The organism is Streptomyces sp. HUAS 31 (assembly GCF_028198125.1).
Lineage (GTDB): Bacteria > Actinomycetota > Actinomycetes > Streptomycetales > Streptomycetaceae > Streptomyces > Streptomyces chartreusis.
The window spans coordinates 7,948,178-7,962,413 of the sequence record NZ_CP116353.1; the positions used below are offsets into that span (position 1 = coordinate 7,948,178).

The 14,236-nt window shown below is 71.8% G+C and carries 12 protein-coding genes; 8 read left to right on the forward strand and 4 right to left on the reverse strand.

Going from position 1 to position 14,236, the window contains the following annotated elements:
* Nucleotides 1-8: 8 nt before the first annotated feature.
* The 6 genes from pqqC to PGH47_RS35245 are packed head-to-tail and all read left to right on the forward strand — an operon-like array spanning nucleotide 9 to nucleotide 6,183.
* Nucleotides 9-764, forward strand: coding sequence for a pyrroloquinoline-quinone synthase PqqC (gene pqqC / locus PGH47_RS35220; RefSeq protein ID WP_376059690.1), 756 nt, complete (start codon nucleotides 9-11; stop codon nucleotides 762-764).
* Nucleotides 761-1,015, forward strand: a complete 255-nt coding sequence (gene pqqD, locus PGH47_RS35225; RefSeq protein ID WP_271666774.1) for a pyrroloquinoline quinone biosynthesis peptide chaperone PqqD — start codon at nucleotides 761-763, stop codon at nucleotides 1,013-1,015. Before pqqC ends, pqqD begins: the two co-directional genes overlap by 4 nt.
* The gene (gene pqqE / locus PGH47_RS35230) at nucleotides 1,012-2,097 is read left to right on the forward strand and encodes a pyrroloquinoline quinone biosynthesis protein PqqE (protein ID WP_271666775.1); all 1,086 of its coding nucleotides are present in this window, start codon (nucleotides 1,012-1,014) and stop codon (nucleotides 2,095-2,097) included. Before pqqD ends, pqqE begins: the two co-directional genes overlap by 4 nt.
* Nucleotides 2,094-3,275 carry a glycoside hydrolase family 88/105 protein gene (locus PGH47_RS35235; protein WP_271666776.1) on the forward strand — a complete coding sequence of 394 codons (1,182 nt, stop codon included), beginning with the start codon at nucleotides 2,094-2,096 and terminating at the stop codon, nucleotides 3,273-3,275. Before pqqE ends, PGH47_RS35235 begins: the two co-directional genes overlap by 4 nt.
* 4 nt (nucleotides 3,276-3,279) lie before the next feature.
* On the forward strand, nucleotides 3,280-4,065 hold the full coding sequence (locus tag PGH47_RS35240) for a heparin lyase I family protein (protein WP_271666777.1): 786 nt from the start codon (nucleotides 3,280-3,282) through the stop codon (nucleotides 4,063-4,065).
* A 48-nt stretch (nucleotides 4,066-4,113) separates the two neighbouring features.
* Nucleotides 4,114-6,183, forward strand: coding sequence for a PQQ-dependent sugar dehydrogenase (locus PGH47_RS35245; RefSeq protein ID WP_271666778.1), 2,070 nt, complete (start codon nucleotides 4,114-4,116; stop codon nucleotides 6,181-6,183).
* Between the two features lie 30 nt (nucleotides 6,184-6,213).
* Here PGH47_RS35245 and PGH47_RS35250 read toward each other — a convergent pair whose 3' ends face one another.
* Together PGH47_RS35250 and PGH47_RS35255 are read right to left on the reverse strand one after the other, a co-directional pair.
* Nucleotides 6,214-8,040 (reverse strand): AMP-dependent synthetase/ligase, encoded by a 1,827-nt coding sequence (locus tag PGH47_RS35250; RefSeq protein WP_271666779.1) that lies wholly within the window; start codon nucleotides 8,038-8,040, stop codon nucleotides 6,214-6,216.
* A gap of 250 nt (nucleotides 8,041-8,290) precedes the next feature.
* Nucleotides 8,291-9,790: an MFS transporter gene (locus PGH47_RS35255; RefSeq protein ID WP_271666780.1), complete on the reverse strand. Its 1,500-nt coding sequence runs from the start codon at nucleotides 9,788-9,790 to the stop codon at nucleotides 8,291-8,293.
* Nucleotides 9,791-9,916: 126 nt separating this feature from the next.
* On the opposite strand from PGH47_RS35255, the gene PGH47_RS35260 reads away from it, so the two are divergent.
* The gene (locus PGH47_RS35260; RefSeq protein WP_271666781.1) at nucleotides 9,917-10,897 is read left to right on the forward strand and encodes an Lrp/AsnC family transcriptional regulator; all 981 of its coding nucleotides are present in this window, start codon (nucleotides 9,917-9,919) and stop codon (nucleotides 10,895-10,897) included.
* Between the two features lie 106 nt (nucleotides 10,898-11,003).
* On the opposite strand, the gene PGH47_RS35265 is transcribed toward PGH47_RS35260, so the two are convergent.
* A complete protein-coding gene (locus PGH47_RS35265) occupies nucleotides 11,004-11,867 on the reverse strand; it encodes a LysR substrate-binding domain-containing protein (protein WP_271666782.1) in 864 nt (287 codons plus the stop codon).
* A 180-nt stretch (nucleotides 11,868-12,047) separates the two neighbouring features.
* Between PGH47_RS35265 and PGH47_RS35270 the strand changes: the two genes are divergently transcribed.
* The gene (locus tag PGH47_RS35270) at nucleotides 12,048-13,058 is read left to right on the forward strand and encodes a bile acid:sodium symporter family protein (RefSeq protein ID WP_271668223.1); all 1,011 of its coding nucleotides are present in this window, start codon (nucleotides 12,048-12,050) and stop codon (nucleotides 13,056-13,058) included.
* On the opposite strand, the gene PGH47_RS35275 is transcribed toward PGH47_RS35270, so the two are convergent.
* Nucleotides 12,994-14,229 (reverse strand): DUF4185 domain-containing protein, encoded by a 1,236-nt coding sequence (locus PGH47_RS35275; RefSeq protein WP_271666783.1) that lies wholly within the window; start codon nucleotides 14,227-14,229, stop codon nucleotides 12,994-12,996. The genes PGH47_RS35270 and PGH47_RS35275 overlap by 65 nt on opposite strands.
* Nucleotides 14,230-14,236 lie beyond the last annotated feature (7 nt).

Genomic DNA, 14,236 nt, shown 5'->3' on the forward strand with positions numbered 1-14,236 from the left:
AGAGCATCGTGACCGCGACTCGCGTGCACGCCGACGGCGCCGCAGCCCCCTGGACGGCCACCGAGTTCACCGGGCGGCTGCGCGCCGTCACCGCGGCCCGCTACCACGACCGCCACCCCTTCAACCTCCGTATGCACAAAGGCGAGTTGGCGCCGGCCGAGCTGCGCCGCTGGATTGCCAACCGCTTCCACTACCAGCGCCACATCCCCGTCAAGGACGCCCTGATCCTCGCCAAGCTGGAGCGGCCCGCGCCGCGTCGCGCCTGGCTGCGTCGCATCCGCGACCACGACGGCACCGCCGAGGGCGAGGGCGGCATCGAGCGCTGGCTGCGCCTCGGCGAAGCGGCCGGCCTCGACCGGGAGGCACTGTGGGACACCTCCCGCGCACTGCCCGGGGTCCGGCTCGCGGTCGACGGATACATCAACTTCTGCCGGCTGAGCCCCGTCGTCGAAGCCGTCGCCGCGTCCCTGACGGAGCTGTCCGCACCGGACCTGATGCGCACCCGCATCGCCGCCTTCGAGACCCACTACCCCTGGATCGACCCGGCCGGCCTCGCCTACTTCCGCACCCGTGTCGGCCAGGGCGCCCGGGACGGCGAGGAGGCTCTCGCCCTGGTCCTGGAGCGGGCCCGCACCCGTGAGCAGCAGGAGCGGGCGGTGGCCGCGCTGGCCTTCAAATGCGACGTGCTGTGGGCGCTGCTGGACGCCGTGGACCGAGGCGAGGGACGAGGCACGGGCGCAGTGGCCGGGGGAGGCGGCCCATGACCTGGCGTCCCGCCCTCGCCCGCTCGGTAGTGCTGCGCCACGACCGGGTGCGCGGCACCGACCTGTTGCTGCTGCCCGAGCGGGTGGTCGTCCTGCACGGCAGCGCCGGCGGCGTGCTGCGGCTGTGCGACGGCAGCAGGGCGGTGGACGACATCGTCGCCGAACTGGGGGCGCGGTTCCCCGGCGCCCCCGTCGCCGACGAAGTGCCCGAGTTCCTCAGGACGTTGCGGAAGGAGGGCTGGCTGCGATGACCGCCGACCCGCCGTGGGCCCTGCTCGCGGAACTCACTCATCGCTGCCCGCTGCGCTGCGGGTACTGCTCCAACCCCGTCGAACTGGCCGGTCGGTCAACAGAGCTGACCGCGGACGAGTGGGCCGGGGTGTTCCGACAGGCCGCCGACCTGGGCGTCGTACAGACCCATCTGTCGGGCGGCGAACCGCTGCTGCGGCGCGAGCTGCCGGACATCGTCGCCGCCGCCGAGCGCTCGGGCCTGTACACCCAGCTGGTCACCAGCGGCGTCGGACTGGGGGAGCGGCGGCTCGGCGGGCTCGTCGAGGCCGGGCTGCACAGCGTCCAGCTGTCCGTGCAGCACGCCGACCCGGACACCTCCGACCGCGTCGCGGGCGCCCGCTCTTTCGCCGCCAAGGAGCGGGCCGCGCGGCTGATCCGGGCCGCGGGGCTGCCGTTCGGCCTGAACGTCGTCCTGCACCGCGCCAACATCGACGCCCTCGACGACCTGATCGCCCTGGGCACGGCCTGGGGCGCCGACCGGATCGAGCTCGCGCACACCCAGTTCCACGGCTGGGCCCTGCGCAACCGTGCCACCCTGCTGCCCACCCGGGATCAGGTCGACCGCGCCCGCACCACCCTGACCCGTTGGCGTGAACGCCCGGACCCGGTACCGGAGTTGATCTGGGTCACCCCCGACTACGTCGACGGAGTCGCGAAGCCCTGCATGGGCGGCTGGGGCGCCCTCTCGCTCACCGTCGCCCCCGACGGCACGGTCCTGCCCTGCCCCGCCGCGGCCGCTCTCCCCGGCCTCGACCCGCCCAATGTGAGGGACCGCCGACTCTCCTGGATCTGGCGGGAGTCGAGGGCTTTCAACGCCTACCGCGGCGATTCCTGGATGCGCGAACCCTGCCGGAGCTGCGCCCTCGCCGCCACCGACCACGGGGGCTGCCGCTGCCAGGCGTACGCCCTCACCGGCGACGCCACCAGAACCGACCCCGCGTGCCGGCTCTCCCCCGACCACGCCCTGGTCAGGGACCTGGTCGACGACGCATGCCCGCCGACCGGAAACCCCGTCCACGCCTACCGCGAAGGAGCACCATGAGACGCCTGCACGCGCTGCTGACGACGACCGTGCTCGCCGCAGCGACCCTCACCGCCGTCCCGGCGGCCACGGCCGATCCGGCCACGACCGCGCCCGCCCTCGACACCCCCGCCGCCGCGGCGGACTGGTCCGTCGCCGTGGTCGACTCCACCACGGCCCGCTACACGCCGACCACCATCGGCGGCTGGTCGTACCCGGTCGGCCTCTACCTCTACGGCCAGTACCTGGTCTTCCGCCGCACCCACAACCCGCGGTACCTGTCGTACATCAAGAGCTACGTCGACCGGTTCGTGGCCGCGGACGGCTCCATGAGCCAGGGCTTCAACAGTCTCGACAGCATGCAGGCCGGGCGACTGCTGACGGTCCTGCACCACGAGACCGGCGAGGACCGCTACCGCGTCGCGGCGAAGAGGGTCCGCGACCGCCTCGACACCTACCCGCGCACCGAGGACGGCGGCTTCTGGCACGCCGACACGGCGAGCCGTGCGCACCAGTTGTGGGCCGACGGCGTCTACATGGTCAACCCGTTCCTGGTGGAGTACGGCAAGGAGTTCCACGACTCCGCCTACGCGAACGACGAGGCGGCGGAGCAACTCCAGCTGTACGGCAGCCATCTCCAGGTCGCGGGCGGCCTGCTCCGGCACGCCTACGACGGGTCGCGCACCGCGACCTGGTCGGACCCGGCCACCGGACTCGCCCCCGAGCACTGGTGCCGGGCCGTGGGCTGGTACTCGATGGCGATGGTGAACGTCCTGGACGCCGTCCCGGCCGGCCACCCGCGCCGCCCGGCGCTGCTGCGCATACTGCGCGCTCTCGCCGCCGGCCTGGAGCGCCACCAGGACCCGGCCACCGGACGCTGGTTCCAGGTGATCGACAAGGGCGACCGCGCCGACAACTGGACCGAGACGTCCTGCTCCGGCATGTTCACCTACGCCCTCTCGCGCGGCGCACAGCGCGGCTATCTGGACCGGCACTACGCGGCCGTCGCCGAACGCGGCTACCGGGGCGTCCTGCGCAAGGTCTCGCTCGGCGCCGACGGCCGTACCGAACTCACCGACATCTCCGTGGGCACCAACGTCGGCGACTACGCGTACTACGCCGCCCGCACCCGGGCGACCAACGACTTCCACGGCCTCGGAGCCTTCCTGATCATGAACGAACAGCTGAGGAGTGATTAGTGTCATGAACACATCCAGAAGGATGCTGCTGGGCGCCGCGCTGGGCGGGGCGGCCTCGGCCGCCGTCGGACTGCCCGCCGCGCAGCCCGCGCGGGCCGCGTCCTGGCAGCTCAAGTGGTCCCCGTCCGCGAGCGACGGGCTCGGCGCCTTCGAGACGATCGAGGACGACCGCGCCGACTCCCACCCCGGCGGGCAGCCGCACATCTACGCCACCGGCAACAACTGGCGCTTCAACATGCACATGTCCGACCGGGACACCTCGACCGACCGCCAGCGCCAGGAGGTCACGGGACTGCGCACCTCCTCCTCCAGCTATCTGAAGTGGACCTCGGGCCAGACCTGGCGGATCACCTACTCCATGTACATCCCGAGCTCGCTGAAGGCGACCACCAGCTTCACGCACATCATGCAGATGAAGCAGCCGGGCACCGGCTCCTCGCCGATCGTCGTGCAGTCCCTGCGCCGGGTGAACGGCGTACAGACCATCGAGCTGAAGCTCTTCGACAGCGACACCCTCGTCGGCCGTACCGACCTGGAGCCGCTGCACGACAAATGGACCGACGTCGACTTCCAGATCAAGGTCGGCAACGGCTCGGCGGGCTCCGTCCGCTGGATCCTCAAGAGCGGCGGCACCACCGTGATCGACAAGTCCAAGACGGGCGTCGACACCTTCCTGGCCGACCGGGTGCGTCCCAAGTGGGGCATCTACCGCTCCCTGGGCGACACCTCCGGCTCCCTCCAGGACTGCCACCTGCTGCTCACCGACCTGCGCGGCTACCAACTCGTGTGAGCGGACGGCCCGATGAGACCGACATCCCCCACCTGGAGGTGGACCTCCATGCATGTCATCCCCACCGGACGGCGTCCTCGCCGGGGCGTGCTCACCGCCGCTCTGGGCGGTCTGCTGCTGTCCCTCCTCACGGTCTCCCCACCGTCGAGCGCCGCTGCCGCCGCCGCGAGTGACCACCAGGCCGAGACCGCGACGATCTCCCAGGGCACGGTCGCCTCGAACCACAGCGGCTACACCGGCTCCGGCTTCGTCGACTACACCAACGTGACCGGCTCCTACGTCGAGTTCACGGTGAGCGCGGACGCGGCGGGCGGTGCCTCACTGACCTTCCGCTACGCCAACGGCACCGGCGCCGACCGGCCCATGGACATCGCGATCGGCGGCAGGGTCGTAGCACCCAACGTGTCCTTCCCGCCCACCACGAACTGGACCACCTGGGTCACGAAGACGATCAACGCCGACCTCGCCGCCGGCGGCAACAAGATCCGCGCCACCGCGACGACCCCGGCCGGCGGACCCAACCTCGACAAGCTGACCGTGGACACGGCCGCCGACACCCAGGCCCCGACCCGCCCCGGCACCCCGAACTGCTCCGCCGTCACCGAGGACGGCCTCACCCTGAACTGGGGCGCCTCGACGGACGACGTGGCGGTGACGGCGTACGACATCTACGAGCACGGCAACAAGATCGGCGAAGCCGCGGGGAGCGCGACCGCCAAGAACCTCACCGGGCTCACCCCGGCCACCACCTACAACCTCACGGTCATCGCCCGCGACGCGGCCGGCAACGCCTCCCTCGCCAGCCCGGCCGTGGACTGCACGACCCGGCCCAGCTCCGACACCAGCCCGCCGACCGGGCCCGGCACCCTGTCGTACACCGACGTCACCGCGAACAGCGCCAAGCTGAACTGGGGTGCCGCGACGGACGACAAGGCGGTCACCGCGTACGACATCCGCAGCGGCTCCACCGTCTACAAGACCGTCACCGGCACCCCGCCCGCCACCTCGACCACGGTCACCGGGCTGGCCTGCAACAGCCCCTACACCCTGAACGTCGTGGCACGCGACGCCGCCGGGAACGCCTCACCGCAGAGCAACGCGGTCACCTTCAGCACCCGGGCCTGCGCCACGGACGGCGGCGTCCCGTCCTCCATCGGCACCGTGTCGTCCGGCTGGAGCATCCCCTGGGGCACCTACTGGATGCCCGACGGCAACAGCGCCCTGGTCACCGAACGCGACAGCTTCAAGGTGTTCAAACTGACCAAGGACGGAACGAAGACGCAGGTCGGCAGCGTGCCGAACGCGGTCACCACGGACGGCGAGGGCGGACTGCTCGGTGTCGCCGTCGACCCCGGCTGGGCCACGAACCACCGCGTGTACTTCATGCACACGGCCGCCGAGGGCAACCGCATCGCGCGCATGACCTACGACGGCAGCTCCCTCGGCGGCTACACCGTCCTGTTGCAGGGCATCAAGAAGAACCGCTACCACAACGGCGGCCGCCTCGCCTTCGGTCCGGACGGCCTGCTCTACGCCTCCACCGGCGACGCCCAGACCTCCTCCCTCGCCCAGGACAGGAACTCCCTCAACGGCAAGATCCTGCGCCTGACGACCGACGGCAAGCCGGCCCCCGGCAACCCGTTCGGCACCTATGTCTACTCCCTCGGTCACCGCAACCCCCAGGGACTGGCCTTCGACCGGGGCGGCCGGCTGTGGGAGGCGGAGTTCGGCAACAGCTCCTTCGACGAGCTCAACCTCATCAAGCCGGGCGCCAACTACGGCTGGCCGACCTGCGAAGGCACCTGCTCGGTCGCCGGGATGACGAACCCCAGGAAGACCTGGCGCGTCGCCGAGGCCTCTCCGAGCGGCATCGCCATCGTCCGCAACGTCATCTACATGGCCGCCCTGCGCGGCGAGCGCCTCTGGCGCATCCCGATCGACGGCGACACCGAGAACGTCGGCGCGGCCACCGCCTACTACGTCGGCACCTACGGCAGGCTGCGCACGGTCACCAAGGTGCCGGGCGCCGACCAGCTGTGGCTGTCCACCACCAACAGCGACAACAACGGAGGCGAGCCGGACGGCGCGGACAAGATCTTCCGCGTGAGCATCGACTGACAGCCGGAGCGGGCCGGCCGGGGCCCTGCCTCAGGCCTGGTACAGGGCCTCGACCTCGCCCGCGTACGCGTTCTCGATCGCCTTGCGCTTCAGCTTCAGCGACGGTGTGAGCAGCCCGTGCTCCTCGGTGAACGGCTGGGCGAGGATGCGGAAGGTACGGATCGACTCGGCCTGCGAGACCAGGGTGTTGGCGGCGACGACGGCGCGCCGCACCTCGGTCTCCAGGTCGGCGTCCCGCACCAGCTGGGCCGCGGTCATCTGGGGCTTGTCGCGCATCATCAGCCAGTGCTCCACGGCCTCCTGGTCGAGCGTGACCAGGGCCGCGATGTACGGGCGGTCGTTGCCGACGACGATGCACTGGGAGACCAGCGGGTGGTCCCGGACGCGCTCCTCCAGCACCCCCGGCGAGACGCTCTTGCCGCCGGAGGTCACCAGGATCTCCTTCTTGCGGCCGGTGATCGTGAGATAGCCGTCCTCGTCGAGGGAGCCCAGGTCACCGGTGGCCAGCCAGCCGTCGTGCAGGGACTCGTCGGTGGCCTTCGGGTTGTTGAGGTAGCCCTGGAAGATGTTGCTGCCGTTCAGCCAGATCTCCCCGTCTTCCGCGATGTGCACGGTCATGCCGGGGATGGGCCGGCCGACGGTGCCGTAACGGGTGCGCTCAGGCGGGTTCGCCGTCGCCGCCGCCGTGGACTCGGTCAGGCCGTAACCCTCGTAGATGTGCACGCCCGCGCCCGCGAAGAACAGCCCGAGGCGCCGGTCCATCGCCGAGCCGCCGGACATCGCGTGCCGGATGCGGCCGCCCATCGCCGCCCGCATCTTGGAGTACACGAGCTTGTCGAACAGCTGGTGCTGCATCCGCAGCCCCGCCGACGGGCCGGGCCCGATGCCCCACGCCTTGGCCTCCATGGCGTCCGCGTACCGCACGGCCACCTCGACGGCCTTCTCGAACGGGCCGGACCTGCCCTCCTTCTCGGCCTTGCGCCGGGCGGCGTTGAAGACCTTCTCGAAGATGTACGGCACGGCGAGGAAGAAGGTCGGCTTGAACGCGGCGAGGTCCGGCAGCAGGGCGGCGGCGTTCATCTGCGGCTGGTGCCCGAAGCGGACCCGGCCGCGGATCGCGGCGACCTGCACCATCCGCCCGAAGACATGCGCGAGCGGCAGGAACAGCAGGGTCGCCGCCTCGTCACCCTTCTTCGAGTGGAACACCGGCTCCCACCGCTCGATGACCGTGTCCGCCTCGTACATGAAGTTGCCGTGCGAGATCACACAGCCCTTGGGGCGCCCCGTGGTGCCCGAGGTGTAGATGACCGTGGCGGTCGAGTCCGGCGTGACCGCCTGCCGGTGGCGGTGGACGACGTCGTCGTCGAGGTGCGCACCGGCGTCGTACAGCTCCTGCACGGCGCCCGAGTCCAGCTGCCACAGCTGGTGCAGCCGGGGGAGCCGGTCGATGACGGTCGCGATGGTCATCGCGTGGTCCTCGTGCTCCACGATCGCCGCCGAGCACTCGGCGTCGTACAGCATCCAGAAGCACTGCTCGGCCGAGGAGGTCGGATAGATCGGCACCACCTGCGCGCCGATCGTCCACAGCGCGAAGTCGAAGAGCGTCCACTCGTAGCGCGTGCGGGCCATGATCGCGACCCGGTCGCCGAACCGGATGCCCCGGGCCAGCAGGCCCTTGGCCAGGGCCAGGACCTCGTCACGGAACTCGGCGGCGGTGACGTCCCGCCACTGGTCGTCCTCGTCCTTGCGGCCCAGGACGACATACAACGGGTCCTCCTGGGCATGCTGGAAGACGACGTCGGCCAGGCCGCCCACCGGCGGTGCCAACGCCAACGGAGGGTTGGTGAACTCGCGCAAACCCCGCTCCCCGCTCCGAATGCCTCGGCTGAAAAGCTCCGCTCAGCGCCGTGAAAGCTACCCCACCCGCCGTGAGGGCGGGAGGGGGTGCAAAGCCGAGCGGTGCTCAGGTACGCACAGGTCAGCGCAGGAAAATGCGCTCACATGGGGAAGGGTCGGACAGAAAGCTGACGGTTGAGTAAGTTTCGGGCCCGTAATCTCCACCGAATCTGTACGACCCGATTACCGGGTACGGGCCTTGTCGATCATGTCATCCCCTGCGTACCGGCGTCTCCTCTGTCAGCGTACGAGGAGCCCCAGGTGTCACTGCGGTTTTCGTCACGGCCGGCCGCCTGACCAGGGCGAGCACCAGCAGCCCGGCCACCACGCCCGTGATGCCCGCCGCCACCGCCACCGCGTTCAGACCGTCCGCGAAGGCCGCGCGCAGCGTCTCCTCGCCGAAGGCGCCCCGCAGCGCACCGGCGCCGCCGCCCGCCAGGGCGTGGGCCGCCCCCTCCGGCAGCGAGTCGCCCATCCGCGAGGTCAGCACCGTGCCGAACAGCGCGATGCCGAGGGCGTACCCGAGCTGCCGGAACGTGTTCACCGCGCCGCCCGCCATGCCCGAGCGCTCCGCCGGCACCGAGGCCAGCGCGGCGCCCGCGATGCCGGGGGACACCAGCCCCGTCCCGACGCCCACCAGCACCAGCCCCGGTATCAGCGCGCTCGCGCTCGACCCGGCGTCCAGGAACGCCATGCAGAACTGGCCCGCGCCGATCAGCAGCAGCCCGACCCCGATGGTGAGCCGCGCCGACACCCCGTGGAGCAGGCGACCGCCGACCGCGGCGACCACGAACGACGCGAGCGACAGCCACAGGAAGACCGCTCCGCCGCGCACCGGGCTCATCCCGAGCAGTGTCTGGAGCCAGATCGAGGTGTAGGCCATGGCCGCGAACGCCGCCGCGTTGAAGGCGAGCGAGCCCGCCATCACCCCGGAGAACGCCGGCCGCAGGAACAGCCGCGGATCCAGCAGCGGATCGGCGACCCGCCGCTCCACCAGGACGAAGCAGACCAGCGCCAGGGCCGCCCCCGTGAACCACAGCAGGGTCCCCGGCTCGCCCCACCCGTGGCTCCCGGCCCGCACGGCGCCGTACGTCACCGCACCCGCGAACGCCGCGAACGTCACCGTGCCCGCCCAGTCGATACGACGGCCCCGGGCACCCCGCGACTCCGGCACCACCCGCAGCGTCAGCCACACCGCGGCCACGCTCACCGGCAGATTGACGTAGAAGATCCACCGCCAGCCCGGTCCGTCGGTGAGCAGTCCGCCGGCGATCGGTCCGACCGCGGCCGCCGCCCCGCTGACCGCGCCCCACACGCCGAGCGCGACCGAGCGCCGCTTGCCCTGGTAGACGGAGCCGAGCAGCGGCAGGGTCGTCGCGAACATGGCCGCCGCGCCGATCCCCTGCAGCCCCCGGGCGGCGACCAGCATCTCCGGCCCGGTCGCGAGGCCGCACAGCAGTGACGCCGCCGCGAACACCACCACGCCCACGACATGGACGCGCCGGCGCCCGAGCACATCGGCGGCGGCCCCCACACCGAGCAGCAGCGCCGCCAGCGCCAGCGCGTACCCGTCCATCACCCACTGAAGATCGCTGAGCGAGGCGTCCAGCGCCCGCGCCATGTCCGGCAGCGCGACGATCGCGATCGTCACGTCCAGCAACAACATGAACGTGCCCAGGCACACGGCCGTGAGCGGCCCCCATGTGCGCATGACTGATTCCCCTCCGAGTGCGAGACACGTACGCGAGCCGCGTACGTGTCCGTACGATGGGCCGCGCGCGGTCGATCACGGCCGTGCCGGGCGGCCGATCGCCGGAATCCGACAGGGGAGGCGCCCATGGAGATGGAATCCGACGTCTTCGACCGGCTGGACCTTCAGCTGCTGTACGCGCTGGAGGTGAACGGCCGGGCGTCCTTCGCCCTCATCGGCTCGGTGCTCGGTGTCTCCGACCAGACCGTCGCCCGCCGCTACCGCCGGCTGTGCGCCGAGGCCGGCCTGAGGGTGGTCGCCGTCCGCGACCCGGAACGCCTCGGCCAGGACCACTGGACGATGCGGCTGCGCTGCGTGCCGGACAGCGCCCAGGCCATCGCCCAGGCCCTGGCGAAACGGGACGACACCAGCTGGATCGGCATCGCCTCGGGCGGCACCGAGGTCATCTTCGGCACCCGGCCGCGCAGCCCCGGTGACCGCGACGACCTTCTGCTCGGCAAACTCCCGCGCACCCCGCGCGTCCTGGAGATCCGGGCCCACCAGATCCTGCACCGCTTCTACGGCGGCCCGAGCGGGTGGCTGCGCAAGTTCTGGGCGCTGACCGAGGACCAGGTCGAGGCACTGCGCCCCGATCCCGTCCCGGAGCCGGGCCCGGCCCGTATCGACCCCGCCGACGAGCCGCTGATCACGGCCCTGGAACGCGACGGACGCGCCACCTACCCCGAGCTCCAGCGCGCCACCGGCCGCTCGGAGTCGGCGGTGAAGCGCCGGCTGGCCGCGCTGCTGGCGTCCGGGGCGGTGTACATCGACGTGGAGTACCTGTCCGAGAGATTCGGCTATCCCTTCGCCGCCCTCCTGTGGATCACGACCACCCCGGCCGCCCTGACCTCGGTCGGCGAGGCGCTCGCCACCCACCCCGAGATCGCCCACGCGGCGGCGACGGCGGGGCCCTGCAACATCCTCGCGACGGCCGTCGTACGCAACAGCGCGGACCTGTACGGCTACCTGAGCGGCCCGATCGGCCGCCTCGAGGGCGTCCAGCACGTGGAGGCGTCACCGTTCCTGCGGCGCGTGAAGCAGCTGACCTATCAGGTGCCGTCGCGTTGAAGCGCCCCTCAGGGGCGCGGGACTGTACTGGATCTGCGGCTGCCGCCGCGCGGGCGCGACAAGCCAAGACGGACCGGCACCCGACCACGGACCTCCCGGCGAAGTCCTAACGCCGGTGCAACCGGTCCCCGCCCGCCAGGATCGCCGCCGCGAGCGCATCCGCCGCCCCCTGCGCGGCCGTCCGCCGCGGCCCGTGCACCAGCACGAAGTCGACCCGCCCCAGCTCCGGCAGCCCCGACCGCTCCGGCATCCGCACCAGCCCCGGCGGAACCAGCCCCCGCGAGTGCGCCATCACCCCGAGTCCGGCCCGCGCCGCCGCGATCAGCCCGTTCAGGCTGCCGCTGGTGCACACGACCCGCCAGTCCCGCCCCGCCCGCTCCAGCGCCTCCATCGCCAGCGCCCGGGTGATCCCCGGCGGCGGATAGACGATCAGCGGCACGGGACGATCCGGCTCAAGGCGGAGCCTCTCCGTGCCGATCCACACCAGCCGGTCGTGCCAGACCAGTTCGCCCCGCGGCTCCTCGGGGCGCCGCTTGGCCAGCACGAGGTCCAGCTTCCCGGCGGCCAGCTGCTCGTGCAGGGTGCCCGAGAGCTCGACCGTCAGCTCCAGGTCGACCTCGGGGTGTTCGTAGCGGAAGCCCTCCAGGATCTCCGGCAGCCGGGTCAGGACGAAGTCCTCGGAGGCGCCGAAGCGCAGCCGGCCGCGCAGCCGGGTGCCGGTGAAGAACGACGTCGCCTGCTCGTGCACCTCCAGGATCCGGCGGGCGAACCCGAGCATCGCCTCGCCGTCCTCGGTCAGCTCCACGGAGTGGGTGTCCCGGGTGAACAGCGGCCGGCCGGTGGCGTCCTCAAGGCGTCGGACATGCTGGCTCACCGTCGACTGGCGCAGCCCCAGCCGGCGGGCGGCCTGCGTGAAGCTCAGCGTCTGGGCCACCGCGAGGAACGTGCGAAGGTGGGAGGGGTCGTACACACCGTCAGAGTACCCGCGGCTATCGCGGAACGTGATGACAGTCAGAGTGGTATGCCGGATTCCCGATCGCTGATCGCCGGAGGACGATGGGGAGGGCACGTCCGTGCCCGCAACCGGAAGTTCAGCGAAGCGACAGCGAAGTAGTGGAGCACAGTGAAACGCCTGCAATGGCCGCGTTGGATGCCGATCGACCCGTACATCCTGCTGCTGCTCGGGACCGTGGGCCTCGCCGCCCTGTTCCCGGCGCGCGGGGCGGCCTCCGATGTGGCATCCGGTGCCTCCACGGCCGCGATCGCCTTCCTCTTCTTCCTCTACGGCGCCCGGCTGTCCACCCGTGAGGCGCTGGACGGGCTGAAGCACTGGCGGCTCCATGTCACCGTCCTGGCCTGCACCTTCCTCGTCTTCCCGCTGCTCGGCCTGGCCGCCCGCGGCTTCGTCCCGGTGCTGCTGAACGAGCCTCTCTACCAGGGCCTGCTCTTCCTCACCCTCGTCCCGTCGACCATTCAGTCGTCGATCGCCTTCACCTCGATGGCCCGCGGCAACGTGCCCGCGGCGATCTGCGCCGGCTCCTTCTCCTCGCTGGTCGGCATCGTCGTCACCCCGCTGCTCGCCGCGGCCGTGCTCGGCAGCGGCGCCGGCTTCTCGGCCGACTCGCTGGTCGAGATCGTGCTGCAACTGCTGGTGCCGTTCGCCGCCGGGCAGCTGCTGCGCCGCTGGATCGGGAGCTTCGTCACCCGGCACAAGAAGGCCCTCGGACTCGTCGACCGCGGCTCGATCCTGCTGGTCGTCTACACCGCGTTCAGCGAGGGCATGGTCCAGGGCATCTGGCACCAGGTCAGCCCGCTGCGGCTCGGCGGCCTGCTCGCCGTCGAGGCGGTGCTGCTGGCCGTGATGCTCGCCCTGACCTGGTACGGCGCGAAGGCCCTGCGCTTCGGCCGGGCGGACCGCGTCGCGATCCAGTTCGCCGGTTCGAAGAAGTCACTGGCCGCCGGGCTGCCCATGGCCAGCGTCCTGTTCGGCGCCCACGCCTCGCTGGCCGTGCTGCCGCTGATGCTCTTCCACCAGATGCAGCTGATGGTGTGCGCGGTCATCGCCAAGCGCCGCGCCCGCGACGCCCAGGAGACGATCACCGTGTCGGAGCCGCCCGCAGCGTCACGAACCGCGGTCGGTACAGGGACACGTTCCGGCTGAGCTGCGCCGCCGCGCCGCCGGGGTCCAGCCAGTTGACGTCGTAACTCAGCACCAGGCGCCCGCCGCCGCTCAGTTCCGGGTGCACCTGCGGGTTGTAGGCGGCGACCTGGCCGCCCGGCGGCAGCGCCGGGCTGAAGTCCTTCGTCGGCCCGTGCCACGGGCCGACGGGGGAGCAGGACCAGTACGACGTCACGCTCGTCAGCCCGTCGGTGCCGGCGGCCATCGTGAACAGCACGTACGTCCCGTCCACCCGCGCCACCGAGAACGCGCTGCCGACGCCGGTGCGCTGCCCGTCCCCCAGCACCGGCCGGAAACGTGGCTTCGCCTTCGACCACGCGGAGCCGTCCCAGTACCGCCAGGCCCCCGGCTCGCCGAGCCGCCCCTTCGGCACCCGCGCGACATAGGCGCGCGAGACCGGACGGGAGGCCGCCTGACCGTCGTCGCCGCCGAAGACGTACGTCCAGCCGTTCTCCTCGACCAGGGTCGTGCCGAACAGCACCCGCCGCGAGGGGTCCGGCACCAGCTGCTGGTCGAGGACCTTCACGATCGACTCGACCCGCAGGTCGGGCAGCGAGAGCGTGGCCACCTCGGTCGCGGTCGGCACTCCGAAGATCCACGGTGACTGCCCGGCCGTGCGCACCCACAGCAGCACCCGCAGCACCTGCTCCGACGAGCCGGGGGAGCGGGGCTCGACGCGGGCCGCGACCGGCCAGCGCCACTGGTTCGGGGCGGGATCGGGGAACGGCGGCGCGGGGAGCGTGCGCTGAAGGCGGCCGTCGCGCATGACGACCGCCGAGTTGCGCACCAGGGGAGCGGACGCCTCCCGCCAGGTGAAGGACTCGCCGAACGGGTTGGGCGGCGCGTGCACCTGTCCCAGGTAGGTGTCCGAGAACAGCCACAGCACCCGGCCGTCCGGCAGCCGCACCGAGTGCGTGCCGTCGCCGCCGGTCCAGTCGTCGGTGCGGGAGGGGTCGTCGCCGTAGCGGGCGAACTCGGCGGTCAGGTTTTTGTGCGCCGACCAGGACGCCACCGAGCGCGGTGCGCACGCGCCACCGCCCTCCCGATCGCCGTCGTCCGGGAGGGCGGTGAGCAGCACGGCCGCGAGAACCAGGGCCAGCAGGAGTCCGAGGCCGGTTCCCGTGCGCTGCCGTGCACGTGCGTCGTCGGGCACGCCCGGG